Source organism: Necropsobacter rosorum (assembly GCF_964241405.1).
Classification (GTDB): domain Bacteria; phylum Pseudomonadota; class Gammaproteobacteria; order Enterobacterales; family Pasteurellaceae; genus Necropsobacter; species Necropsobacter rosorum.
On record NZ_CAXSXF010000006.1, the window covers coordinates 53,343 to 79,064 of the forward strand.

27 protein-coding genes and 1 other annotated feature are annotated in these 25,722 nt (G+C 49.0%); of the genes, 18 read left to right on the forward strand and 9 right to left on the reverse strand.

Going from position 1 to position 25,722, the window contains the following annotated elements:
- Positions 1-80: 80 nt before the first annotated feature.
- The 5 genes from rplI to lexA all read right to left on the reverse strand — a co-directional run bounded on the left by rplI (position 81) and on the right by lexA (position 2,349).
- On the reverse strand, positions 81-530 hold the full coding sequence (rplI, locus tag ACESOH_RS10500) for a 50S ribosomal protein L9 (protein ID WP_032092352.1): 450 nt from the start codon (positions 528-530) through the stop codon (positions 81-83).
- An 18-nt stretch (positions 531-548) separates the two neighbouring features.
- A complete protein-coding gene (gene rpsR, locus ACESOH_RS10505; RefSeq protein ID WP_005759927.1) occupies positions 549-776 on the reverse strand; it encodes a 30S ribosomal protein S18 in 228 nt (75 codons plus the stop codon).
- 12 nt (positions 777-788) lie between these two features.
- Positions 789-1,115, reverse strand: a complete 327-nt coding sequence (priB, locus tag ACESOH_RS10510; RefSeq protein WP_373101072.1) for a primosomal replication protein N — start codon at positions 1,113-1,115, stop codon at positions 789-791.
- Positions 1,102-1,479 (reverse strand): 30S ribosomal protein S6, encoded by a 378-nt coding sequence (gene rpsF, locus ACESOH_RS10515; protein ID WP_032092350.1) that lies wholly within the window; start codon positions 1,477-1,479, stop codon positions 1,102-1,104. The genes priB and rpsF overlap by 14 nt, the downstream gene beginning before the upstream one ends.
- Before the next feature lie 237 nt (positions 1,480-1,716).
- Positions 1,717-2,349, reverse strand: a complete 633-nt coding sequence (gene lexA / locus ACESOH_RS10520; RefSeq protein WP_032092349.1) for a transcriptional repressor LexA — start codon at positions 2,347-2,349, stop codon at positions 1,717-1,719.
- A 156-nt stretch (positions 2,350-2,505) separates the two neighbouring features.
- On the opposite strand from lexA, the gene plsB reads away from it, so the two are divergent.
- Complete coding sequence (gene plsB, locus ACESOH_RS10525) at positions 2,506-4,929, forward strand: glycerol-3-phosphate 1-O-acyltransferase PlsB (RefSeq protein ID WP_373101073.1); 2,424 nt, start codon at positions 2,506-2,508, stop codon at positions 4,927-4,929.
- Positions 4,930-4,968: 39 nt separating this feature from the next.
- On the opposite strand, the gene ACESOH_RS10530 is transcribed toward plsB, so the two are convergent.
- Together ACESOH_RS10530 and ffh are read right to left on the reverse strand one after the other, a co-directional pair.
- A complete protein-coding gene (locus tag ACESOH_RS10530) occupies positions 4,969-5,352 on the reverse strand; it encodes a VOC family protein (protein WP_373101074.1) in 384 nt (127 codons plus the stop codon).
- 52 nt (positions 5,353-5,404) lie between these two features.
- Positions 5,405-6,790, reverse strand: a complete 1,386-nt coding sequence (ffh, locus tag ACESOH_RS10535) for a signal recognition particle protein (protein WP_373101075.1) — start codon at positions 6,788-6,790, stop codon at positions 5,405-5,407.
- Between the two features lie 146 nt (positions 6,791-6,936).
- Between ffh and ACESOH_RS10540 the strand changes: the two genes are divergently transcribed.
- From ACESOH_RS10540 to ACESOH_RS10565, 6 genes are all read left to right on the forward strand, one after another.
- Positions 6,937-7,746 (forward strand): cytochrome C assembly family protein, encoded by an 810-nt coding sequence (locus ACESOH_RS10540; RefSeq protein WP_373101076.1) that lies wholly within the window; start codon positions 6,937-6,939, stop codon positions 7,744-7,746.
- A 65-nt stretch (positions 7,747-7,811) separates the two neighbouring features.
- On the forward strand, positions 7,812-9,092 hold the full coding sequence (locus ACESOH_RS10545; RefSeq protein ID WP_032092345.1) for an HlyC/CorC family transporter: 1,281 nt from the start codon (positions 7,812-7,814) through the stop codon (positions 9,090-9,092).
- A 183-nt stretch (positions 9,093-9,275) separates the two neighbouring features.
- Complete coding sequence (locus ACESOH_RS10550; protein ID WP_032092344.1) at positions 9,276-11,261, forward strand: TonB-dependent receptor domain-containing protein; 1,986 nt, start codon at positions 9,276-9,278, stop codon at positions 11,259-11,261.
- Between the two features lie 177 nt (positions 11,262-11,438).
- Positions 11,439-11,894: a TonB-system energizer ExbB gene (gene exbB, locus ACESOH_RS10555; RefSeq protein WP_032092343.1), complete on the forward strand. Its 456-nt coding sequence runs from the start codon at positions 11,439-11,441 to the stop codon at positions 11,892-11,894.
- A gap of 1 nt (position 11,895) precedes the next feature.
- Positions 11,896-12,282 carry a TonB system transport protein ExbD gene (exbD, locus tag ACESOH_RS10560; RefSeq protein WP_373101077.1) on the forward strand — a complete coding sequence of 129 codons (387 nt, stop codon included), beginning with the start codon at positions 11,896-11,898 and terminating at the stop codon, positions 12,280-12,282.
- Positions 12,283-13,044 carry an energy transducer TonB gene (locus ACESOH_RS10565; protein WP_373101078.1) on the forward strand — a complete coding sequence of 254 codons (762 nt, stop codon included), beginning with the start codon at positions 12,283-12,285 and terminating at the stop codon, positions 13,042-13,044.
- 87 nt (positions 13,045-13,131) lie between these two features.
- Here the strand turns inward: ACESOH_RS10565 and ACESOH_RS10570 are convergent, their stop codons facing one another.
- Entirely contained in the window at positions 13,132-13,902 is a 771-nt protein-coding gene (locus ACESOH_RS10570; RefSeq protein WP_373101079.1) for a M48 family metallopeptidase, read from the reverse strand.
- Positions 13,903-13,982: 80 nt separating this feature from the next.
- Positions 13,983-14,510: an inorganic diphosphatase gene (gene ppa / locus ACESOH_RS10575; RefSeq protein ID WP_373101080.1), complete on the reverse strand. Its 528-nt coding sequence runs from the start codon at positions 14,508-14,510 to the stop codon at positions 13,983-13,985.
- A 198-nt stretch (positions 14,511-14,708) separates the two neighbouring features.
- On the opposite strand from ppa, the gene mtr reads away from it, so the two are divergent.
- The 11 genes from mtr (at position 14,709) to ACESOH_RS10630 (ending at position 25,699) form a co-directional block, all read left to right on the forward strand.
- Positions 14,709-15,965, forward strand: coding sequence for a tryptophan permease (mtr, locus tag ACESOH_RS10580; RefSeq protein WP_373101081.1), 1,257 nt, complete (start codon positions 14,709-14,711; stop codon positions 15,963-15,965).
- Between the two features lie 8 nt (positions 15,966-15,973).
- A complete protein-coding gene (locus tag ACESOH_RS10585) occupies positions 15,974-16,735 on the forward strand; it encodes a class I SAM-dependent methyltransferase (RefSeq protein ID WP_373101082.1) in 762 nt (253 codons plus the stop codon).
- Positions 16,736-16,824: 89 nt separating this feature from the next.
- Positions 16,825-16,951: a sequence feature (His leader region), on the forward strand.
- Between the two features lie 28 nt (positions 16,952-16,979).
- Positions 16,980-17,879 carry an ATP phosphoribosyltransferase gene (gene hisG / locus ACESOH_RS10590; protein ID WP_373101084.1) on the forward strand — a complete coding sequence of 300 codons (900 nt, stop codon included), beginning with the start codon at positions 16,980-16,982 and terminating at the stop codon, positions 17,877-17,879.
- Between the two features lie 51 nt (positions 17,880-17,930).
- Positions 17,931-19,217 carry a histidinol dehydrogenase gene (gene hisD / locus ACESOH_RS10595; RefSeq protein WP_373101085.1) on the forward strand — a complete coding sequence of 429 codons (1,287 nt, stop codon included), beginning with the start codon at positions 17,931-17,933 and terminating at the stop codon, positions 19,215-19,217.
- A 36-nt stretch (positions 19,218-19,253) separates the two neighbouring features.
- Positions 19,254-20,255: a virulence RhuM family protein/type II toxin-antitoxin system death-on-curing family toxin gene (locus tag ACESOH_RS10600; RefSeq protein WP_373101087.1), complete on the forward strand. Its 1,002-nt coding sequence runs from the start codon at positions 19,254-19,256 to the stop codon at positions 20,253-20,255.
- Between the two features lie 17 nt (positions 20,256-20,272).
- Entirely contained in the window at positions 20,273-21,328 is a 1,056-nt protein-coding gene (gene hisC, locus ACESOH_RS10605) for a histidinol-phosphate transaminase (RefSeq protein WP_373101088.1), read from the forward strand.
- Between the two features lie 38 nt (positions 21,329-21,366).
- Positions 21,367-22,461, forward strand: coding sequence for a bifunctional histidinol-phosphatase/imidazoleglycerol-phosphate dehydratase HisB (gene hisB, locus ACESOH_RS10610; RefSeq protein WP_373101089.1), 1,095 nt, complete (start codon positions 21,367-21,369; stop codon positions 22,459-22,461).
- 133 nt (positions 22,462-22,594) lie between these two features.
- A complete protein-coding gene (locus ACESOH_RS10615; protein ID WP_373101196.1) occupies positions 22,595-23,599 on the forward strand; it encodes a PDDEXK nuclease domain-containing protein in 1,005 nt (334 codons plus the stop codon).
- A 79-nt stretch (positions 23,600-23,678) separates the two neighbouring features.
- Positions 23,679-24,275 carry an imidazole glycerol phosphate synthase subunit HisH gene (hisH, locus tag ACESOH_RS10620; RefSeq protein ID WP_373101090.1) on the forward strand — a complete coding sequence of 199 codons (597 nt, stop codon included), beginning with the start codon at positions 23,679-23,681 and terminating at the stop codon, positions 24,273-24,275.
- The gene (locus ACESOH_RS10625) at positions 24,272-24,973 is read left to right on the forward strand and encodes an MOSC domain-containing protein (RefSeq protein WP_373101091.1); all 702 of its coding nucleotides are present in this window, start codon (positions 24,272-24,274) and stop codon (positions 24,971-24,973) included. Before hisH ends, ACESOH_RS10625 begins: the two co-directional genes overlap by 4 nt.
- 9 nt (positions 24,974-24,982) lie before the next feature.
- Positions 24,983-25,699 (forward strand): glutamine amidotransferase-related protein, encoded by a 717-nt coding sequence (locus ACESOH_RS10630; protein ID WP_373101092.1) that lies wholly within the window; start codon positions 24,983-24,985, stop codon positions 25,697-25,699.
- Positions 25,700-25,722: the final 23 nt, after the last annotated feature.

Here is a 25,722-nt window from a genome sequence, read left to right on the forward strand (position 1 = left end):
GGGGAAAGCAAGGAAAGAATGTTATCTCATGAGAAACAAAAACCCGGCAAAATACCGGGTTTTATCAGTATGACAGGGAATTATTCACCAACAACGATGACGTTTAATGTTGCGAATACTTCACCGTGCAGCTGGAAGCGCACTTCGTGCTCACCGGTTGTCCGAATCGGGCCGGTTGACAGGCGAACTTCGCTTTTCGCCACTTCAACACCTGCCGCTGTTACTGCTTCCGCCACATCGCGAGTTGTGATCGAACCGAATAAACGGCCTTCATCACCGGCTTTGGAGGCGATAGTCACAGTTGCCAGTTCGGTTAACTTCGCCGCGCGAGCCTGTGCCGCAGCAAGTTCTTCTGCAACTTTGGCTTCTAATTCGGCGCGACGCGCTTCAAAGTGTTCAACGTTAGCTTTGGTTGCCATAACCGCTTTTCCTTGCGGAATTAAGAAGTTACGCGCATAACCCGGTTTAACGTTCACTTGATCACCTACGTTACCGAGGTGAACGATTTTATCTAAAAGAATTACTTGCATTACCGTATCCTCTCTTGCTTACTGATGATTGTCAGTGTACGGAAGTAACGCTAAATAGCGTGCGCGTTTGATGGCGCGGGCTAACTGACGTTGATACTTCGCACGAGTACCGGTAATACGGCTTGGAACAATTTTGCCGCTCTCTGTAATGTAGTTCTTTAATGTCGCGATATCTTTGTAATCGATTTCTACCACATTTTCCGCTGTGAAACGGCAGAACTTACGACGACGGAAATAACGTGCCATATGGCTAGTCTCCTAATCTATAAATTCGATTTGCTCGGCATGCAATACAATCTGGCTTAAACCGTTTGCCGATTTATGGGAGGTAATAAACCCCGTTACCAGTAATTTGCTGCCGACCGTAATGCTTTGAGTTTTTTCCATTAATTGCCCGCCGCTAATCTGAACCGGCATTTTACACCATGCTCGGCGCGCCAATCCTGCTTCCTGCTGTTCGGAACGATGTTCCAGATAAAAGCGACAGTGCTCGACGCCGTTAGGGCTGGTTGTCCGTTTAGGAAAATCGGCAATTTGTCCGATTAATGATAAACGGTTGTGAATGGTCAAATTACTCTTCAGCATCCTCAAAATCGTTGTTTTCAACTTCAGCTAAAGCTTTACGTTCATCACGCGCTTTAACCATTGGGGACGCTTCTGTTACGGCGTGCTTAGTACGAATAATTACGTTACGAAGAACTGCGTCGTTGTAACGGAAAGTTGTTTCTAGCTCGTCGATGACTTCTTGAGGCGCTTCTACATTCATCAGCACATAATGTGCTTTATGTAATTTGTTGATTGGGTAAGCTAACTGACGGCGACCCCAATCTTCTAGGCGATGGATTTGACCGCCGGCTTCTTTTACAGAACCTGTGTAGCGTTCAATCATGCCCGGTACTTGTTCGCTTTGGTCCGGGTGAACCATAAACACGATTTCGTAGTGACGCATTACTGCTCCTTACGGGTTAATCAGCCTCCGACGGTAAGACCAGTCACCAATCTTGCGGAAGCAAGGAACGAAAATTGAATATGACTGTAAGGCGTGCGATTATACAGACAACGCGGATAAAGGGCAAGGGGAATATTGGTATGCGACGAGTATGCCGCCGACGGTAGGTACTGTAGTACGAGCGATTATCGGCCGGCTTGCCGGAGGGCGTAAAGGCGTGCCGATAATCTGAAGGGCTTACATCCAGGCGTTATTGCGGATAATGCCCACCGCAATGCCTTCAATTTCAAAATCCGCCTGCTGGTTTAGATCAACGACAATCGGTTCGAATTCTTCGTTTTCGGCGTGCAGGTAAATGATTGATCCCTTCCGTTCCAGACGTTTTACCGTCACTTCATCTTCAATGCGGGCGACGATAACCTGACCGTTGCGCACATCTTTGGTGCTGTGTACGGCAAGTAAATCACCGTCCAGAATGCCGATGTTTTTCATCGACTGACCATAGACTTTCAGTAAAAAATCCGCCTGCGGTTTAAACATATTGGCATCGACCCGGTAAGTGCCTTCGATATGCTGTTCGGCGAGAATCGGTGCGCCCGCGGCGACGCGCCCGATCAGCGGTAATCCCTCTTCTTCGTTTTCATCTTCGTTAGCCAGTAACCGGATACCGCGCGAGGCGCCGGAGATAATCTCGATCACCCCTTTTCTGGCCAGTGCTTTCAAATGCTCTTCCGCCGCATTCGGTGAGCGGAATCCCAGCTCTTTTGAAATTTCCGCGCGGGTAGGCGGCATACCGGTGGTTTCCAAATGGCGTTTTAGCAGATCATAAACTTCTTGCTGGCGTGCGGTAAGTGCTTTCGTGAATGCCATAGTTCTCCCCCTGTTTTTATATACATGACAACTGGTATTATATACAGAATGGCAATCGTTGCAATCTTTCTTTTGTGATCTACCTAAAAGAAATATGCTGTTTTTATGCTAAAATGCGTTAAATTTGCAACCTGTTAATCAATTAATGGAATTTATATGCCCGGTGTGCTTAATTTATACAGAAAATTACTTGAATTACCTTTGTCTTTGTTGGTGAAAGACAACCCGATTCCCCATCATCCCATCGAAGAGTTAAAACTGAACACCGCACAGCCCATTGTTTATGTGCTGCCTTATACTTCACAAACCGACTTGGTTATTTTCCGTCAGAACTGTTTGAGCGTCGGTCTGCCGGATCCCTTTGAACAGAATCGCATTAACGGTATCGAATTACCGCGCTTCGTATTTTTGGACGAAGGACGCCGGATTTTCAAAAGCAAAGGGGCGAAACAGGAAACCACCACCATTTTTAATAAATACCTCGAATTGCACCGCACTTGTGAAGCGCTTGACGTGCAGCTGATTCCGGGGTCGGTATTATGGGGGCGTTCGCCGGGGCATGAGGATAAATCCGGCTTGCCGAATTTACGCTTGCTGAACGGCATTCAGAAAACGGCGGCGGCAATTTGGTTCGGGCGCGATACTTTCGTGCGTTTTTCACAGGCGGTCTCTTTACGCTACATGGTCAACGAACACGGCTCCGATAAAAAAATCGCCAACAAACTGGCGCGTGTGGCGAAGATCCACTTTTCCAAACAACGGATTTCCGCTACCGGGCCGCGCCTGCCGAACCGGGAGGCGATGTTTAATAAACTGTTGCAGCTGCCGACCATTTTAGACGCCATTGAAGACGAGGCTAAAAACAAAAAAATCAGCCGCGATAAAGCCGAAAAAGAAGCCTATAAAATGCTCGACGAAATCGCCGCCAATGTCAGCTATGAAGGGCTGCGCATGGCGGATCGTTTTCTGCGCTGGTTATGGAATAAACTGTATCAGGGCATTGATGTACAGAATGCGGATCGCGTACGCAAACTGGCGCTGGAAGGGCATGAAATCGTTTATGTGCCTTGTCACCGCAGCCATATCGACTATTTATTATTGTCTTATGTGCTGTATCATCAAGGGCTTGTCACACCGCATATCGCCGCCGGCATCAATCTGAATTTCTGGCCGGTGGGCGGCATGTTCCGCCGCGGCGGAGCGTTTTTTATTCGCCGCACTTTTAAAGGTAATCGTCTGTATTCTACGATTTTCCGTGAATATCTGGCGGAACTGTTCCACCGCGGTTATTCGGTGGAATATTTTATTGAGGGCGGGCGTTCCCGAACCGGGCGCTTGCTGGCGCCGAAAACCGGTATGATGTCCATGACTTTGCAGGCGCTGCAACAGCGCCAGACCCGTCCGATTTCCGTGGTACCGGTGTATGTGGGCTATGAACATGTGCTGGAAGTGGATACTTATGCCAAAGAGCTGCGCGGTGCGGCGAAAGAAAAGGAAAACGCCGGCTTGGTGCTGCGCGTGATTAAAAAACTGCGTAATTTGGGCAAAGGTTATGTGAATTTCGGCGAACCCATTGTGCTGAGCAACTATTTAAATCAGCATTTTCCGCAATGGAAAGACAATAGCGATGAAGAACGTTCGCTTTGGTTCAGTAAAGCGGTGGATTCGGTATCGCAGCAGGTGATGGTGAATATTAACAAAGCGGCGGCGGTCAATGCGATGAATTTAACCGGCACGGCGTTATTGTCTTCCCGTCAGCGAGCGTTATCGCGCGAGCAATTATTGGAACAGCTGGCAAGCTATCAGCAGTTTTTGCAAAACGTGCCTTATTCCGACGATATAATTATTCCGACGGAAACGCCGCAGGCGATGCTGGAACATGTGCTGGGGCTGGATCGCGTCGGCGTACTGGTGGAAAAAGACAGCTTCGGCGAAATTATCCGTCTGGAGCGCAACTATGCGGTGCTGATGACCTATTACCGCAATAATATTCAGCATTTATTTGTGTTACCGTCGCTGGTAGCCAGCGTGGTACTGCATTATGAAGCGATTCAGAAATCGTTGTTGCTGGAGGCGGTCAGTAAAATTTATCCGTTCCTGAAAGGCGAGCTGTTTTTGCATTTTCCGCCGGAAGAACTGCAAGCGCGGATAGAAAAAATTGTTGCCGAACTGCAACGTCAGGAAATTATTAAATGCAACGAAAACATGTTGGCAATCAACAAGCCGCATGTGCGCACTTTGCAGCTATGGTCTGCCGGGGTGCGTGAGATTTTGCAGCGCTATTACATTACCGTCAGCATTTTGCAAAAAGATCCGGCGATTTTGCGCGCGGTGCTGGAAAAAGAAAGTCAGTCCGTGGCGCAGCGTTTGTCGGTGCTGCATGGTATTAATGCGCCGGAGTTTTTCGATAAAGCGGTATTCTCGGCATTTATCGCCAGTTTAAAACAAAGCGGATATTTTAGCGAAGACAATCATGCCGATATTGAAAAACTGGGCGAACTCAGCACCATTCTGGCGCATATGATCTCAACCGAAATCGGCCTGACCATTAAAAGTGCGGTGGAAAAAGGCGAAGAATAATCAAACCACGCGCTGCTTTTAGGCAGCGCGTGTCGGTTATTATAGATAATTACTGATTTCAATCAGATTCTGATCCGGATCGCGCAGGTAAATGGAACGGATTTTCCCCTGTGCGCCGGTGCGCTCGACAATATCGCTTTCTATCTTCACGCCCTGATGGCGTAAATGGGCGATAACCTGCTCCAGCGCGGTTCGGGCGATAAAACACAGATCCGCACTGCCGCAAACCGGGTTTTGCGCGTGGGGAGCGATGCTTTGGCCTTTAACATGCAGATTGATTTTTTGTTGTCCGAACACCAACGCTTTGCGATTATCGCCGAACGTGACTGCCTTAAACCCTAACACGCGGGTATAAAAATCAATGCTGCGCTGGCTGTCTGCCACCGTCAGGACTAAATGATCCAGATGTGAAATGTCTATCATGGTGTTTTTATCTAAAAAAGTGCGGTAAATTTTACCGCACTTTGTGGAAAGATTACCGCTTGAACATACCGCCGAGGCCGCCTAAACCGCCCATGCCACCCATCATGCCTTGCATGCCGCGCATCATTTTCGCCATGCCGCCTTTGCGCATTTTTTTCATCATGCGCTGCATTTCGTCAAACTGTTTGAGCAGTTTGTTAACATCCTGTACCTGCGTACCCGAACCCTGTGCGATACGGCGCCGGCGCGAGCCTTTAATAATGTCGGGATGAGCGCGTTCTTTCAGGGTCATGGAATTAATCATGGCTTCCATTTTATTGAACATTTTATCGTCAACCTGATTTTTGACATGCGCCGGCAGATTTTTCGCGCCCGGCAGTTTTTCCAGCATGCTCATCATGCCGCCCATTTTTTTCATTTCGATCAGTTGCTCGCGGAAATCTTCCAGGGTGAAATTATCCCCTTTCTTGAATTTTTTCGCCATTTTTTCCGCTTTTTCCTGATCTACTGAGCGCTGTAGATCTTCGATCAGCGACAGCACATCGCCCATACCGAGAATGCGGGAGGCGACGCGATCCGGGTGGAACGGTTCCAGCGCGTCGGTTTTTTCACCGACCCCTAAAAATTTAATCGGTTTGCCGGTAATCTGGCGGATAGACAGCGCCGCGCCGCCGCGGGCATCGCCGTCCACTTTGGTCAGAATCACACCGGTCAGCGGCAAGGCTTCGTTGAAAGCTTTGGCGGTGTTGGCGGCATCCTGACCGGTCATCGCATCCACGGTAAACAGCGTTTCGACCGGATTAAGTGCGGCGTGAATTTGTTTGATTTCTTCCATCATTTCGCCGTCCACATGCAGGCGGCCGGCGGTATCCACGATTAACACATCGTAAAATTTTAATTTTGCCTCAGCCAGCGCAGCCTGTACGATGGCCACCGGTTTTTGCTGTGTGCTGGACGGAAAACAATCGGCGCCGACTGCCTGCGCCAGCGTTTCCAGCTGTTTGATCGCCGCCGGGCGGTAAACGTCGGCGGAAACCACCAGCACTTTTTTCTTTTGCCGTTCGCGCAGGAATTTCGCCAGTTTTCCCACGCTGGTGGTTTTCCCCGCCCCTTGCAGACCGGCCATTAAAATCACCGCCGGCGGCTGTGCGGCGAGATTCAGGCTTTCGTTCGCCTCGCCCATTGCCGCTTCCAGCTCGGATTGCACGATTTTGAGAAATTCCTGACCGGGCGTCAGGCTTTTATTGACTTCTTCGCCGATGGCGCGATCTTTCACGTTGCTGATAAATTCGCGCACCACCGGTAGCGCGACATCGGCTTCCAGCAGCGCCATGCGCACTTCGCGCAGCGTGTCTTTGATGTTATCTTCGGTTAAACGGCCTTTTCCGGTAATATTGCGTAAGGTTTTGGACAGGCGATCCGATAAGTTTTCAAACATGCGTTTTCCTAATCAGTTCTTATGAAAAAATTTTCCCAATTATACTGAAATCTGGCCGATTTTCATCATTTGCAAGAAATTTATAGCGATTTTGCGGCGCCAAAGCTAGAATAAAACCGTGTTTGCTAGTTTAAAGGATCAATGTCATGTGGTTTGCAATGATTTCGATGTTACTGTATTTAATCAGTATTCTGTTGATCACGCCGTTGCTGCTGAACGCGCAGAGCGGCGAACCGCGTCAGTCGGGAAAAGCCAATAAAACGCTGTTTTTTCTGACCGCACTTTTGGCCATTGTTTTTCATTTCGTCGGCTTATCCGCCTTTTTTCAACGTTTGCTGGCGGGACAGAATTTCACCCTGATTGAAATCAGCTCGCTGATCAGTGCGATGATTGCCGCCTTAGCCACCGCCGCGATGCTACTGCGCGTCAACACGCTGTGGTTTTTATTGCCGATTGTCTATTGCTTTTCCATGATCAATCTGATTTTACAGGCATTTTTGCCGCCTACCGTGATTCAGCATTTGATTCAGAATATCGGTTTATTGATCCATATTGCGCTGGCGCTGTTTGCCTATGCGGTCTGTTTTATTGCCGCGTTATATGCCATTCAATTGTTCTGGCTGGATCGCAATCTGAAAAACAAAACCCTGCCTCTCTCGCCGATTATCCCACCGCTGATGACGGTGGAGCGGCATTTTTTCCGTTTAATGTTCAGCGGCGAACTGCTGCTGACCTTAACGCTGATTTCCGGCGCGTTTTATCTGGCGGATTTTTTTGCCGCGCAGAATATTCAAAAAGCGATATTTTCCTTTCTGGCGTGGGTGGTGTTCGGGCTGTCGCTGCTTGGTCACTGGAAGCTGCACTGGCGCGGAAAAAGGATGATAATTTATACGATTTCAGGTATGATTCTGCTGACTGTGGCGTATTTCGGCAGTCGCGTCATGTTTGAACTCTGATTTTCAAAAAGTGCGGTCAGAATTACCGCACTTTTACGTTTAACCAACATAAGGATCGTTTTATTTTGGATAGCATCCCCCTTAGCAGTCTGTTTATCACGTTAGTTATCTTGCTTATTTTGTCCGCCTATTTTTCCGGATCGGAAACCGGGCTGCTGTCGGCCAACCGCTATCGGATGCGCGTGCTGGCCGAAAAAGGGTATAAAGGCGCACAAAAAGCGGAGAAATTGCTGAAAAAAACCGATATTCTGCTCAGTCTGATTTTAATCTGTAATAATCTGGTGAATATTTCCGCCTCGGCCATTGCGACGATTATCGGCATGCGGCTGTACGGCGATGTGGGGGTGGCGATTGCCACCGGCGTGCTGACATTCGTGATGCTGGTGTTTTCCGAAATTTTCCCGAAAACCATTGCCGCTCTTTATCCTGAACGGATTGCGTTTATTTCCAGCCATTTGTTGACCATCCTGCTTAAACTTTTCAGCCCGATCGTGTATTTGATGAACCTGATTATCCGCGGGCTGATGAAGCTGTTCCGGGTGAAAAGCGAGGTGCGCGCCAATTCGCTGAGTACGGAAGAGCTGCGCGCGATTGTCAATCAGTCGGGTAAATTTATTCCGTCCGCCCACCACGATATGCTGCTTTCCATTCTGGATCTGGAAAAAGTCACCGTTGATGACATTATGGTGCCGCGTAATGATATCGGCGGGATCGATATTGAAGACGACTGGAAAGCGATTATGCGTCAGCTCAATCACGCGGCGCACAGTAAAGTGGTGCTGTATAAAGAAAGTATGGATGAAAATATTCTGGGGATTTTGCGGGTGCGCGAAGCCTACCGGCTGATGATGGATAAAAATGAATTCACCAAAGAAACCCTGATTCGCGCCGTGGACGAGGCCTATTTTATTCCGGAAGGCACGCCGCTGAATGCGCAGTTGCTGAATTTCCGTAATAAAAAAGAGCGCGTCGGTCTGGTAGTGGACGAATACGGGGATATTAAAGGGCTGGTGACGCTGGAAGATATTCTGGAGGAAATTGTCGGTGAGTTTACCACTTCCACCGCACCTTCCATTGACAAAGAAGTGACCCAGCAGTCGGACGGCTCGATGATTATCGAAGGCTCCGCCAATATCCGTGATTTAAATAAGCTGTTTGACTGGCACCTGGATACGGAAGATGCGCGCACGTTTAACGGCCTGATTCTGGAACATCTGGAAGAAATTCCCGATGTCGGCGAGGTGTGCGAAATCGACGGGCTACGCATCACGATTCTGGAAGTAGCGGAGAATATGGTAAAACAGGCCAAAGTGGAAAAAATAGCCCGTGCGGAACCTGCACAATAGCGTGATTGCTGAACAGCATAAAAAGCGAGGAGCCGTTATCCTCGCTTTTTTTATGGGTAATCACGCCCGGTCTTAGATTACGAAAAAAAATAATTTTCTTTTCCTGTTAGCCTTGACAATAAAACGATGCATAAATGATAATTGTTCCTGTTTTTGTTGAGGTAGTTATTTATAGGAAGGATCATGAAAAAAACACACTTTGTATTATTACCATTAGCTACATTTGTCGCAACGGCGGTGCAGGCGGAACAGGCCAATACGGATGCGTTGGATACCATTGATGTGGTCAGTGATAATTTCTCGCCGCAGGTGCAGAATGTTGCTGCTAAAGGCGTGGTGAAAGTCCGTCAGGCAACGAAAATGTCCGATGTGCTGCGCGGTGTGCCGGGCGTTAATGTGAACGGTGCGCGTTCTGTAGTAGAGCGTTATAACATTCGCGGTGTCAGCGAAGAATATTTAACCGTCACAGTGGATGGAGCGCGGCAAAACGGTTATGCGTTCCACCATGCGGGTAACTACGGTATTGATCCGGAAATTCTAAAACGCGTTGATATTGATGTCGGTTCCAACTCGGTCGCAACCGGTGCCGGATCGCTCGGCGGTTCAATTAAATTTGAAACCGTCGATGCGGCGGATTTACTGGAAGAAGGCCGCAATGTCGGAGCGAAACTGAAATATGCCTACGGCTCGAACGGCAATTCCCAGCAGGGTATGGCAACGCTATATGGTCGTAGTGGTGGTCTGGATTTATTAGGGTATTTCAATTATCGCCATCAGGAAAACGGCAAAGACGGTAACGGGCTGGAAAACGCCAATAAAGGTCATTTGCAGAATTATTTATTTAAAGCGAAATATAATATTGATAAAGATCAATGGATTAAATTATCGGCTGAACGCTATACAAACACCGCATTAAGTTGTTTCCGGGCGAATTTCGGCAGCTGTTTAGGTGATGTACCGCAAGAGGGACAACCGGGATACAGAGCAGATAATCATAGCAAGGCTTATGCCGGTTTAACCCGTAAAACGTATAATTTGGGTTATGCTTATAATCCGAGTGAAAATGGCTGGGTGAACCTGAAGGCGAATTTGTATAATACGGAAACCGAAATGTCCTCAATGGGAGCGCCGCAGAGTAAAGTCAGAACGGTTGGCGGAACATTATCTAATACCGCAGAATTTGATCTTGGTATCACGCATCATGCCGTGCTGTTTGGCGGTGAATATTATTCCACCAAAGCGCTGGCGCTGGGTTCTGCCATTAATAGTTATACCGCAAAAACAGACAGTGCTTCCGTTTATCTTGAAGATACCATTGCATTGGGCGATTTGCTGATTATTCCGGGGATTCGTTATGATCATTATAAAGCGGATTTAGCCACTGATTTTGATAAAACCTATCATCGCTGGTCTAAAGCGCTGGGCTTGAAATACAGTTTGACGGATGATTTGGTACTGTTTGCCAATTACACGGAACTGTTTAAAGGGCCTGATGCCGGTGAAATTTATTTACGCGGTACGCGTGCGTATTCGCCGACACTGGAGGCAATCAGAGGCGACAATAAAGAAGCCGGTTTTAATTTTGCAAAAGATAACGTATTAACGGCGAATGACGGTTTTTCCATTACGGCGAAGTATTTCCATACCAATTACGACAATCTGAATAAAAATACCGATCAAGGCGGTTTCAGCGGTTATCAGAGTGTCGGAGAAGTGGTATTGAAAGGGGTTGAGACCGCTGCGAAATATCGTATTGACAATACCAGTTTCCATGTCAGTTACGCCAGAGCGCGCAGTAAACAAAAAGCTGATCATTATGCGGCGTTTCCGGATACCGGTGATCGCTACACATTAGGGATCAGCCAATATATTCCGACTGCGCAGGTTGAGTTAGGCTGGAATACGATGTGGGTGAGAGGCCTGAATATGTTCACTCAGCTTGGCGGACGTGGGACGCCGATCAGACCGGGATATTTATATAAAGAGAGTTATTCCGTCAGCAATGTTTATGTGACCTGGGCGCCGGAACAAGTCAAAGGGTTGGAGCTGACCGCCGGAATCGACAATGTCTTTAATAAAGCGTATAAGGATCAGAGTACGCAATATTACAGCTCGGCGGATCTTGATCCGGGTCGCAATTATAAATTATCCGTATCGTATAAATTCTGATTTTCCTTTCCTAAAGAGCGGTAAAAAATACCGCTCTTTTTCATTAACTAGTTTTTGACCTCTTATAGCAAATTTGCTACAATCCTGAATCTAATTGAGATTAATTCTCAATAGCGATTAATGCTACGAAAATTATTCTAATCTTACCTACAAGTCATCTTTGAAAGGATATATCAAATGCCGCAATTATTTGCATTTTTACAAAGCTATGTCGATTACATTATTCTCGGATTATTGGGTCTGATGAGTTTTCTGATGTTATGGTTCGTGATCGAACGCTTTATTTTTTTAAGCCGGGTCAAAGTGGCCAGTTATACCAACATTCACGAACTGGATATTGATTTAAACCGCAATCTGACCATCATTTCAACGATCGGATCCAATGCGCCTTATGTGGGGCTGCTCGGTACGGTAATCGGGATCTTACTGACTTTTTATGAACTGGGTAATTCCGGCGGAGATATTGACGCCGCGGCGATTATGCTGAATTTGTCGCTGGCGCTGAAAGCCACCGCGGTCGGTATTCTGGTGGCGATTCCTTCCATGGTGTTTTATAACGGCTTGTTGCGTAAAGTTGAAGTGAACCGTTTGAAATGGAAAGCCTTGAACGGTCAGAAAAATGTAGGGGCGTAACGTGAAAAAATTTGATGAAATCAATATTATCCCTTTCATCGACATTATGTTGGTGCTGCTGGCGATCGTATTGATTACCGCGTCTTTTATTTCGCAGGGCAAAATTCAGGTCAATGTACCGAAAGCGAGCAGTACCGTGGCGTTTAAATCCGATGATTTGGCCAAACTGCTGACCGTAACGGAACACGGCGACATTTACTTTAACGATAAACCGATTTCGTTGCCGGAACTCGAAAAAGAAATTGCCGGCTGGCCGAAAGAGCAGAAAGTGACGTTAAAAGTGGATGCCAAATCAACCTTTCAGGATTTTGTGACGCTGACGGATTTAATGGCGAAAAACGAGATTAAAAATGTCGCCATTGTCACCATGAAGGAAAAAGGCGAGTAAATGGCAACGAAACATCATTCCTGGCTGGGGTTTTTCCTGTCTTTACTGTTCCATTCCGCCCTGATCGGCGCCGTGTGGTATGCGGTAAAACAGGACGACAGCGCCAACGGACATATGGCTCAGCTGGTGGATACCAATATTTCCATGGAAATGATCATGGGCATGGTGGAGGAAGAGCCCGAACCGACACCGGCGCCGGCGGCGGAACCTGAACCGGTGGTCAAAGAGACGGTGGCCGATCCGACACTGAAACCGGATCCTCCGAAGCCGGAAAAACCGAAAGAGCCGGAACAGAAAAAAGAAAAACCGAAACCAAAGCCGAAAGAGAAACCGAAAAACAAACCGAAAGAGCCGCTCAGAAAAGATTTGCCGAAAGGCGATCGTAACGTCAATTCCGAGGCGAAAGTCAATTCGCTGGCAACGGGGCCGGGCGCGGTGACGACCAATAACCCGAATTTAGTCGGCAGCGGTGCCAGTGCCGATGAGCTGAGCGCTTACCGTACGGCATTACGTCGTGAAATCGAACGGCATAAACGTTATCCGCAGCGGGCGAAAATGATGCGTAAACAAGGTATTGTGACAGTAAACTTCAGTATCGGAGCGGACGGTTCGTTAAGTCAGGTGGGCATGAGCAAGTCATCAGGCAGTGATGATCTGGATAAAGCCGCCATGGCCGCCGTGCAGAGCGCCCGTTCCATCGGTCCGCGTCCTGCGGGCATGAGCGCCTCGCTGTCGGTGCCGATTAGCTTTAAATTACAGTAAATCATAAAGACATAAAAGAAAGTGCGGTCGGTTATAAAAATGTTTCAAAAACCGACCGCACTTTGCTTTTCACCGCTAGGCAAAAAATCAGTTGCGCGCGTTATAAACCGCGGTGGCCTCCGGCATTAAACGCAGCAGATTGGCCTGTCTGTCCGCATCGCTCGGGTGAGTTGAGGATAACGCCGCCAATACGCTTTTTGAGCCGGAAGAGGCTTTTTGCATTTTATCCCACAATTTGGGGGCAGCCTGCGGATTGTAACCGGCTTTAGCCATTAAAAATAATCCCACCTCATCGGCTTCGGTTTCTGCACTGCGCGAGTAAGGTTTATCCAGCGCCCAGTCTTTGGTCAGCCCGACTACCATGGCACTGCCGTCGGTGCCGATTTGAGTGGACAGCGCGACGTGCGCAACCTGCGCCAGAACGTTGGTAAACTGCCCCATATTCGCCTGTTTTCTGCCGTGTTCTTTTAGCGAATGCGCCATTTCGTGCGCCATCACGGTGGCAATTTCATCATCGTTCAGTTTCAGATTATCCACCAGTCCGGTATAAAACGCCATTTTGCCGCCCGGCATCGCCCACGCATTGAGTTCTTTGGATTTAATTACGGTCAGCTGCCAGTTAAACACCTGCCCGGTTTGGTTTTCTTTATCCGCATAAGGGCGTATGGTGTTAAACACCTTGTGGATGCGTTTTGCCGTCGGCGAGCTGGTATCGACGATCCCCTGCGTTTTCGCCTGATTGACGGTTTTGGTATAACTTAAAGCCGCCTGTTGGTTGAGGCTGGCGGAATCGACGCAGGCACCCAGCAGCAGTGCAAGTAATGAGACGGAAGCCAATGTTGTTACTGTATTGCGCATTATTGTTCCCTTGTTCGTGTCTTTCGCTGATTCGGATAAAAAAATACCGCCCTGTACAGAACGGTATGTTAATCACAGGTTTATTTTTTAGCGCGTTCGAAAGAATCCAGAATTTCCTGACGGGCTTCGTTGACATCGCCCCAGCCTTCGACTTTCACCCATTTACCGGCTTCCAGCGCTTTATAATTTTCGAAGAAGTGCTGAATCTGCGCTTTTAATAAGGTCGGTAAATCGTTAACATCTTTAATGTGATCGTATTCTTTGCTTAATTTGCTGTGCGGTACGGCAACCACTTTCGCATCACCGCCGGATTCGTCGGTCATTTTCAATACGCCGACCGGACGGCAGCGAATTACCGAACCCGGCTGCAACGGATAAGGTGTCGGCACCAGCACGTCCACTGGATCGCCGTCGGAAGACAGCGTATGATTCACATAACCGTAGTTTGCCGGATAAAACATGGCGGTCGCCATAAAACGGTCAACGAATAGGGTGCCGGTTTCTTTATCGACTTCGTATTTAATCGGATCCGAGTTGGCCGGGATTTCGATTACCACATAAATATCATCCGGTAACGCTTTGCCTGCCGGTACGTTTTCTAAACCCATTTTGTATTCCTTCTTAAAAGTTAGGTGTGAATAAAACGGCTCAATTATAGCTTTATTCGGCGGGATTTGTCGAGTTACGCCATCGCCCACGGGGAAAAATCCGCCGGACGCGGAATTTTGCGCCGAATGCCGTTGTTTTTTTATTTTGTACTATTATAATAGTTCAACTTTATTCAGGCTCTAAATGGAAAATAATCTATGTCAAATCAAAAAATTCCGTCGCTGTTCGGCGGCGCTATGATTATCGCGGGCGGCACCATCGGTGCGGGTATGCTGGCTAATCCGACTTCGACCGCCGGCGTGTGGTTCGTCGGTTCGATTATCGTCTTGATTTATACTTGGTTTTGTATGACCACCTCCGGGCTGATGCTGCTGGAAGCCAATCTGCATTATCCCACCGGCGCCAGTTTCGACACCATCGTGAAAGATTTGCTCGGCAAGGGCTGGAATCTGATTAACGGGTTATCGGTGGCGTTCGTGCTGTATATTCTGACCTATGCCTACATCACGTCGGGCGGCGGCATTACCGAAAGTTTTCTGAATCAGCTGCTGAGTACCGAACAAAGTGCGGTGCAAATCGGGCGTACTTTCGGCTCGCTGATTTTCTGTATTATTCTGGCGCTGTTTGTGTGGCTGTCCACCAAAGCGGTGGACCGGTTAAGTACGCTGCTGATCGGCGGAATGGTGATCGCATTTGTGTTGTCCATTGCCGGCCTGATTCCCTCGGTGAAAACCGAAGTGCTGTTTGACAGCATGGCGCCGGGCGAACAGCAGTATTTGCCTTATGTGCTGGTTGCGCTGCCGGTATGTCTGGTGTCTTTCGGTTTTCACCAAAACGTGCCGAGTCTGGTGAAATATTATCGGCGTGACGCCGGTCAGGTGATGAAATCGGTGTTTGTCGGCACGCTGATTGCGTTAGTCATTTATATCCTGTGGCAGCTGGCGATTCAGGGCAATCTGCCGCGTAACCAATTCGCACCGGTGATCGAAAAAGGCGGCGATATCGCCGTATTGCTGGATGCGCTGAGCGACTATGTACAAACGGATTATCTGGGGCTGGTACTGCGCTTTTTTGCTTATATGGCCATCGCCAGCTCATTTCTTGGGGTGACTCTCGGGCTATTCGATTATATTGCCGATTTGTTTAAACTGGACGACAGCGCCTCAGGCAGAACGAAAACCGCATTGCTGACCTTCTTGCCGCCGCTGATTCTCAGCCTGCTATTCCCTTACGGTTTTGTGCTGGCGATCGGTTATGCCGGACTGGCGGCGACCATTTGGGCGGCAATTGTGCCGGCGTTGCTGGCAAAAGCCTGCCGACAGAAATTTCCGCAGCGCAGTTATACGGTTTATGGCGGTAATATGATGATTTATTTCATTATTCTGTTCGGCGTACTGAACATTTTCGCACAATTGGCGATGCAGTTCGGCTGGCTGCCGGTGTTCACGGGATAAGGCGCGCCATGAACGATATACCGCAATCGGTTTATGATCAGGAGGATTTTTTTGCCCGTTACCAGACATTGCGGCGCAATCCGCACAGCGTAAATAACCTCGTTGAAAAACCGACCATGCTGGCGTTACTGCCGGATTTGCACGGCAAAACGCTGCTGGATCTGGGCTGTGGCACAGGCGAACATTTGCAGCTTTATTTACAGCGCGGTGCGGCATTGGCGGTGGGCGTCGATTTATCGCAATCCATGCTGAAACAGGCGCGCCTTGCACTGGAAAAACAGCCGCAAAACCGACCGCACTTTGCGTTATACCAGCTGCCGATGGAAAAGCTTGCTGCATTGCCGCCGGCGGATTTTGATCTGGTCACCAGCTCGTTCGCCTTTCATTATGTTGCCGATTTCCCCGCCCTGCTGCGTGATATTCATGCCAAACTCAAGGCGGGCGGCAAGCTGGTGTTTTCTCAGGAACATCCGATCGTCACCTGTTATCGCGGCGGCGAACGGTGGGAAAAAGATGAGCATAAACAACAGATTGCCTATCGGCTGAATTATTACCGCGAGGAAGGCGAGCGTGCGCGCAACTGGTTCAAACAACCGTTTAAAACCTATCACCGCACCGTCGCGACGATCATCAACAATCTGATTGAGGCGGGCTTTTGCATAGAGCGGATTGAAGAACCGATGCTGGCGGAGCAGCCGGCGTGGCAGGCGGAATTTAAAGATTTACGCCATCGTCCGGTATTATTTTTTGTGAAAGCGAAAAAAGTTTAAAAAAAGCCTTGCTTGGCAACAATTTTCCGAGTAGATTAAATGTCAAGCAATTTTGGAGCAAACAACATGAATTTCAACCGCACTTCTCATCATCACCATCATTCCCCTGATTAATCTTTCAGGCGTGTTGTGGTGCTTGGAAGATAAGTCTTCCGAGTCAGTGCAGTAGAAAGCGATTTAAACCTCTCGGAAGACAACTTTCGAGAGGTTTTTTTATCATTAAAGTTAAATACAAGGAAAAAATATGTCAGACAACAAACGGTTAAGAATCGCACTGCAAAAAAAAGGGCGTTTAAGTAAAGATTGCAGCGAACTGCTCAGTCAGTGCGGGGTGAGAATCAACTGGAACGAACAGCGCCTGATCGCCTATTCGGAAAATATGCCGATTGAAATCCTGCGCGTGCGCGATGATGATATTCCGGGGTTGATTTTTGACGGCGTGGTCGATCTCGGCATCATCGGTGAAAATGTGCTGGAAGAGGAAGAACTGGGACGCATTGCGGCGGGGGAAAGCGTCACTTATAAAAAGCTGCGCCAGTTGGATTTCGGCGCTTGTCGTTTATCGCTGGCCGTGGATCGAGATCATCATTACAACAACGTGCAGGATTTCGCCGATGCGCGGATTGCCACCTCCTACCCGAATTTACTCAAACGCTACATGAAAGCCCAGAATGTCCCGTTTAAAAGTACGCTGCTGAACGGCTCGGTGGAAGTGGCGCCAAGTGCCGGCCTTGCCGATGCGATTTGTGATCTGGTTTCGTCCGGCGCCACGCTTGAGGCTAACGGCCTGAAAGAAGTGGAAGTGATTTATCGTTCGAAAGCCTGCCTGATTCAGCGGGCGGAACTGTTAAGCGCGGATAAACAAGATCTGGTAAATCGGTTGCTGACCCGTATTCAGGGCGTTTCTCAGGCGCGCGAATCCAAATATATTATGCTGCATGCGCCGAAAGATAAACTGGAGCAAATTACCGCGCTGTTGCCGGGGGTGGAAAACCCGACCATTATTCCGCTGGCGCATGATAATGCCCGGGTCGCGATGCATGTGGTCAGTCAGGAAAATCTGTTCTGGGAGACGATGGAACGTTTAAAAGAGGCGGGCGCCAGTTCGATTCTGGTATTGCCGATCGAAAAAATGATGGAATGATAAACCTAGTGCAAGACACAATATAACTCTCGCTTTATAAAGGAAAAAAATATGCAAACACTGATCTGGCGCGACCTCAGCGCAAGTGAACGACAACAAGCCCTGACCCGCCCGGCAATTTCCGCCTCGGCGGAGATTAAAAGTGCGGTGGAAAATATCATTAATTCGGTTAAAACCGCCGGGGACAATGCCCTGTTTGAATTAACGAAAAAATTCGATAACATTACGCTCGACAGCCTGACTGTAACACAGCAGCAGATTGAACAGGCCGCCGCCCGCCTTCCCGCCGCGCTGAAACAGGCGATTGAAAATGCCAAACGTAATATTACCGCTTTTCACCAGGCGCAAGAACCCCAACCGGTCGATGTGGAAACGCAGCCGGGCGTACGCTGTCAGGTGCTCACCCGACCGATAAACCAGGTCGGTTTGTATATTCCCGGCGGTTCGGCACCGTTATTTTCCACGGTATTGATGCTGGCGATTCCGGCAAAGATTGCCGGCTGCAAAAAAATCGTGCTCTGTACGCCGCCGCCGATTGCAGACGAAATTCTGTATGCCGCCAATCTTTGCGGCGTGGAAACCGTTTATGCCATCGGCGGCGCACAGGCGATCGCCGCAATGGCATTCGGCACGCAGAGTGTGGCCAAAGTGGATAAAATTTTCGGCCCGGGCAATGCCTTTGTGACGGAAGCCAAACATCAGGTCAGCCAGCTAATTGACGGTGCGAATATCGATATGCCGGCGGGGCCGTCGGAAGTGCTGGTGATTGCCGATGAACAGGCCGATCCCGATTTTGTGGCCTCCGATTTGTTGTCGCAGGCGGAACACGGCGCGGATTCGCAGGTGATTTTGCTGACACCGTGCAAAACGCTGGCAAAACAGACCGCACTTTGTGTGGCGCAGCAACTCGCCGCCCTGCCGCGGGCGGAAATCGCGCGCAAAGCATTGGCGCACAGCCGAATCATTATCGCCGAGGATTTGGCGCAATGTGTGGCAATCAGCAATGCATACGCGCCGGAGCATTTAATCGTGCAAACCCGGCAACCCCGCGATTTACTGCCCGCGCTGGACAATGCCGGATCGATTTTCTTAGGCGCCTATTCGCCGGAAAGTATGGGCGATTACGCCAGCGGCACCAATCATGTGCTGCCGACTTACGGTTATACGCGCACCTATTCCAGCTTAGGTCTGGCGGATTTCAGCAAGCGCATGACCGTGCAGGAACTCAGTCCGCAGGGCTTTAAAGCGCTGGCGAATACCGTTGAACTTATGGCAAGCGCCGAGCAGCTGGATGCCCATAAACAGGCGGTAAGTATCCGGCTGGCGAAAATCAAATAGCGATTTTTAACCGTTTAGTTAACTCAGGCGGAAATCATGAATAATCCGATCGAAATTTACCAAACCCAAGACGGACAAACGCAGGTTGAAGTGCGCTTTGAACAGGACACCGTATGGCTTTCACAGGCGCAAATGGCAAAAGTATTTGCAACCAGTACGGACAATATTAGCCTTCACTTAAAAAATATTTTTGCAGAAGGTGAATTGAATGAAATGACAACTACCGAGGATTTCTCGGTAGTTCGTCGGGAAGGTAAGCGTAATGTGACTCGTCAACTCAAACATTATAACTTAGATGCCATAATTTCCGTTGGTTATCGCGTAAAATCGACTGCCGCAACTCAATTTCGTATTTGGGCGACCGTACGCTTAAAAGACTATCTGGTGCAAGGTTATGCCGTTAATGAGCGTCGTTTACAGCAAAAAGGCGTGGAATTCAGTCAGGCAGTGATGCTGCTGAGCCGTACGCTAACCAATCAGGCTTTGGTCAATCAGGACGGACAAGCGGTGATTAATGTGGTACAGGACTATGCGCGTACCTGGAGTTTGCTGCAGGCCTATGATGAACAAAACCTGTCGGCAATCCGCCTGAAACAGCCGCAAATGAAAGCGTTGTCCTTTGACGAAGCGCAGCGAGCCATCGCGCAATTAAAACAGGCATTAGTGGCAAAAGGCGAAGCGACCGAACTTTTCGGGCAGCTGCGCAGTGACGGTCTGGCATCGGCGATCGCCACAATTGAACAAGGATTCGGTGATGAGCTGTTTTATCCGAATGTGGCAAGCCGCGCCGCCCATTTGCTCTATTTCGTGATTAAAAATCACCCGCTGGCGGACGGTAACAAACGCACCGGTTCGTTTTTGTTTCTTTGGTATTTACGCTTGAATCAGCCCCTGTTGGCAAAGCCGGTAGAGCAACTGATTAATGACAATACCTTGGTGGCGCTGGCATTATTGGTGGCGGAAAGCCTGCCGGCGCAGAAAGAGTTAATGATTAAACTGATCCAACATTTCATTTTATTAAAAGATACGCAAGCCTAATTTAAGGAAAACACAACATGATCATCTCACAACTTAGCAGAAAAAACGTTCAGGCGCTGACGCCTTATCAATCCGCACGCCGCTTGGGCGGCCACGGCGATGTGTGGCTGAATGCCAACGAATATCCGGTTTCGCCGGATTTCGATTTAACCGCGCGCCTGTTTAACCGCTATCCCGATCCGCAGCCTGCCGCAGTGGTCAAAGGTTATGCGGCCTATGCCGGTGTGCAGCCGGAAAATGTGATCGTAACCCGCGGCGGGGATGAAAGTATCGAGCTGATTATCCGTGCCTTTTGCGAATCGACGGATAGCGTGCTGTACTGCCCGCCGACTTACGGCATGTATGCGGTGAGCGCCGAAACCTGCGGGATTGCGTTGAAACGCGTGCCGTTAAACGCGGATTTTCAGCTGGAGCTGGCGGAAATTGAAAAACAGCTCGACGGCGTGAAAGTGCTGTTTGTCTGTAGCCCGAATAATCCGACGGGAAATGTGGTAAACCGCGCGGATCTTCTCCGTTTGCTGGAGATGACCCGTAATCGCGCCATTGTGGTGGTGGATGAAGCCTATATTGAGTTCTGCCCGCAGGCGAGTCTGGTTAATGAGCTGGCGCATTTTCCGCATTTAGCCATTATCCGCACGCTGTCCAAAGCCTTTGCGCTGGCGGGATTGCGTTGCGGTTTCACTTTAGCCAACGCCGAGCTTATCGGCGTGCTGCAAAAAGTGATCGCACCTTATCCGCTGCCGGTTCCGGTGTCCGATATTGCCGCGCAGGCATTGAGCGAACAGGGGATTGCCCAAATGAAAGTGCGGGTAAATACCGTGCTGGCCAACCGCACGGCTTTGATTGCCGAACTTGCCGGGCTGGCCTGTGTGGAAAAGATTTTTGCCACCGAATCCAACTATGTGCTAGTGAAATTTGAAGACGGCGAAAAGGTATTTAACGCCTTATGGCAACAAGGCATTATTTTACGCGACCAGCACAACGCACCGGGTTTGGCAAACTGTATCCGGATAACCGTCGGGACCGAAGCGGAAAACCGCAAAGTGATTGCAGCGATTCGCGCCCTAGCTTAGTATAAAATGTATTTTAATTCGCCACAGGAAATACCGAAATGACACAACAATCTATGCTTTTTATTGATCGCGACGGCACGTTAATTGACGAGCCGAAAACCGATTTTCAGATTGACAGTCTGGAAAAACTGAAACTTGAGCCCTATGTAATCCCCGCCTTATTGCAGCTGAAAAATAAATACCGTTTTGTGATGGTAAGCAATCAGGACGGGCTTGGAACGCCTGCTTTTCCGCAGGCGGATTTTGACAAACCGCATAACGCCATGCTGGCACTGTTTAAATCGCAGGGAATTGAGTTTGACGAGGTGCTGATTTGCCCGCACAAACCGGAAGACCGTTGCGCCTGCCGTAAACCGCAAACCAAACTGCTAAAGAACTATATCGATAAAAAATGGTTTGATCCGGCAACCAGCTTTGTCATCGGCGATCGCATAACGGATGTTCAGCTGGCGGAAAATCTGGGTATTCGCGCCTTGCAGTATCACCCGCAAAATTTAAACTGGACGCTGATTGCCGAAAAGCTTTTGGGCGAAGCGGTGACTAATATCGGCACGCGTGCGCCGCGTTATGCCGAGGTTTTGCGCAAAACCAAAGAAACGGATATTAAAGTGCAGGTATGGCTGGATGAAACGGGTGTCAACCAAATCGATACCGGCGTCGGTTTTTTCGATCATATGCTGGATCAGATTGCCACTCACGGCGGATTCCGCATGAATGTGCAATGCAAAGGCGATTTGCATATTGACGATCATCACACCGTGGAAGACACCGCACTTGCGCTTGGACAGGCGCTAAAACAGGCAATCGGCGACAAACGCGGCATCGCCCGTTTCGGTTTTGTTTTGCCGATGGACGAATGCAAAGCGCAATGCGCACTGGATTTATCCGGTCGCCCGTTTATCAAATTCAGCGCCAAATTCAAACGTGACAAAGTCGGCGATTTCAGCACCGAACTGACCGCGCATTTTTTCCAATCCCTTGCTTTTGCCCTGCTGGCCACCCTGCACCTGAAAGCCAGCGGCGACAATGATCATCACAAAATCGAAAGCCTGTTTAAAGTTTTCGGCCGAACCCTAAGACAGGCGATTCGGATTGAGGGGAATACATTACCAAGCTCAAAAGGCGTGTTATAACCGTTTAAAGTGCGGTCGGTTTTGGCGAAATTTTCCGGTTTTGCCGAAGCGTGCATAAATCGATTCGGAGAAGATTAGGCGTCGGATTATGACATCATTACAACACCAAACTATTATTTCCGATATTAAGGAAATGATCACACAATCCCGTGCAAGTGCGGTTCGTGCGGTAGATTTTCAACGGGTATTAATGTATTGGCATATCGGTAAACGCATTTTTGAGGAAGAGCAGCGAGGGCAGGTGCGGGCGGATTACGGACGCTATTTGATTAAATCCCTTGCACAGCAGCTGCAACCGGAATTCGGCAGCGGTTTTTCTGCTCGGCAATTAGAACGGTATCGACAGTTTTATCGGTGTTTTCCGATTGCGTCCGCATTGCGGACGCAATTGAACTGGACGCAATATAAATTGTTGCTTTCCTTTGATGATACGGATGAACGCGAGTTTTATATTGCGGAATGCGTGAAAAACAACTGGAGTTCACGCCAGCTGGAACGGCAGATTCACAGCAATCTGTATGAACGTCTGTTACTTAGCAACGATAAACAAAGCGTGCTGGCGGTGGCTCGTAACGACGTGTTACCGAGCGATCCGAAACAGATTATTAAGGATCCTATGGTGCTTGAATTTCTCGGTTTGCGGCGGGAAAGCGCTTATTATGAAAAGGATTTGGAACAGGCGATTATCACGCATTTGCAGGATTTTTTACTGGAGTTAGGTAACGGATTTTCTTTTGTTGCCCGCCAGAAACGGCTGCATTTGGACGGTGACGAGTTTTTTGTCGATCTGGTGTTTTATAACCGTTTATTGCAGTGTTTTGTGATTTTTGAGATTAAAACGCATAAACTGACTCATCAGGATCTCGGTCAATTGCAAATGTATGTGAATTATTTTGATCGGGTTGAAAAACTTGCGCATGAAAACCCGACTATCGGTGTTTTATTATGTGCAGATAAAAATGACAGCGTGGTGAAATTCTCGCTGCCGGAAAATCAAAAACAAATTTTTGCCAGCCAATACCGCCTTTATCTTCCGTCGGAAGATACTTTACTGGAGGAAGTGCAAAAAGAGATTAAAAATTTTGAACAAAAAGTGGAGGAACAGAAAGGGCGGTATTTTGTTCAACACAGAGAATAAAGTGCGGTCGGTTTTGGCGGTGTTTTGCTAAAATCGGCGGTTGACAGCATAATAAAAACACATTATTGCAGGATAGTCTATGACCAACATCATTATCATCGATACCGGCTGTGCGAATCTGTCGTCGGTCAAATTTGCCTTTGATCGCTTGGGGTATCGTGCCGAGATCAGCCGTGATCTCGATAAAATCAAATCGGCGGATAAATTAGTGCTGCCCGGAGTGGGGACGGCCGCCGCCGCAATGTCTCAGCTTCAGGCACGCGATTTGATCGAGAGCGTTCGGCATGCCGAGCAGCCGGTGCTGGGGATTTGTCTCGGCATGCAGTTAATGACGGCATATTCCGCCGAGGGCGATGTGCCGACTTTAAACCTTATCGACGGACATACGGCGTTAATGCCGCATCGCGGTCTGCCGTTGCCGCATATGGGCTGGAATCAGGTGCGTTATGTGCCGGATCATCCGTTATTTGCCGGCATTGCGCAACACTGCCATTTTTATTTTGTGCACAGTTATGCGGTGTCGCCTAATGCCTGCACCATCGCCACCAGCCATTACGGCACCGATTTCTCGGCGGCAATTGCGCAGAACAATTTTTATGGCGTGCAGTTTCATCCTGAACGGTCGGGCAAAAACGGTGCGGCATTGTTGAGAAATTTTGTGGAGAAGGTGAAATGAATCGGATTTTAGCGATCAAAATCTCACCGGTTGAGCGGTTAAACTTAGCGGACGGTTCTGTGATTGACACGGCGATCCGCAAAAAAGCCGTGCAGCAAGCGACGGTCAGCCGGCTTGGGCTGGTCGGTGATACGGTGGGTGATAAAAAACACCACGGCGGCGTAGATAAAGCGTTGTTTTTCAACGGGCAAAAAACGTTGGAAAAACTGACCGCACTTTTGGGACTGGAATACGATTATCGGCAGGATTCCCGTTTCGGTGAAAATTTCGTAGTATCCGGGCTGGATGAACAGGCGGTTTGCATCGGTGATCAATGGCAAATCGGCGGCGTTATTGTAGAAGTTTGTCAGCCGCGTAAACCGTGCAATACGTTGTCGAAAAACACCGGCTTGGCTCACACCCGTAAACTGGTGGTGGAACAGGGCTTGGTCGGCTGGTATGCCCGCGTGCTGCAAACGGGGCAAATCCGGCAGGGCGATTCGTTACAGCTGCTGGCGCGCCCTTATCCGGCAATGACGGTGGCGGTGGTGCATCGGCTGCTTTCTCAACCGGCGAAAACGCTGGATCAAGCGATATTAGCGCGGGCGCTCGACTGCCCGCCGCTGGCGGAAGGCTATAAGAAAACGCTGCGCAAACAAGCGGAAAAACAGGCATTGAATTCAAGTGAAAGCGCTTTTTTCAATACCCCCGAATTTTAAGGAAATAGGATGAATATCCATTTTATTCAACATGAAATTTTTGAAGCGCCCGGCGCTTATCTGGATTGGGCGCATGCGCGCGGTTATCAAACGGCATTTTCTCATGTGTATGCCGGACAGTCGCTGCCAACCTCGGTGCAAAATATTGATATGCTGATTGTGCTGGGCGGGCCGCAAAGCCCCGCGACCACTCAGGCGGAATGCCCGTATTTTGACAGCGCGGCGGAACAGGCGCTGATCCGACAATGTATTGACGCCGGCAAAGCGGTGCTGGGTGTGTGTCTGGGAGCGCAGTTGATCGGCGAAGCATTGGGGGCGAAATATGCGCACAGCCCTGAACGGGAGATCGGCAATTTCCCGCTTTTTTTCACGCCGGCGGGAAAACACGATGCAAAATTTGCCGCCTTTACCGACGGTATGCCGATCGGGCATTGGCACAACGATATGCCGGGATTAACGGATAAGGCGCAAATTCTGGCTTACAGCGCAGGCTGTCCGCGTCAGATCATCCGTTACGGGACGCTCGTATATGGTTTGCAATGCCATGCTGAACTGAACAACGCCGTGGTGCGCTTACTGATTGACGCCGAAGGCGATTTGACGGCGCAAAGCCGGCAGTATAAATTCGTGCAGCCGCCGCAGACCATTCTGGATTTTGATTACCGGCCAATGAACCAAGCGCTGTACGGTTTTTTAGATCAATTGGTGATCACTTACCGCGGATAGTGATCGCAAAGGAAGAAGGAAAT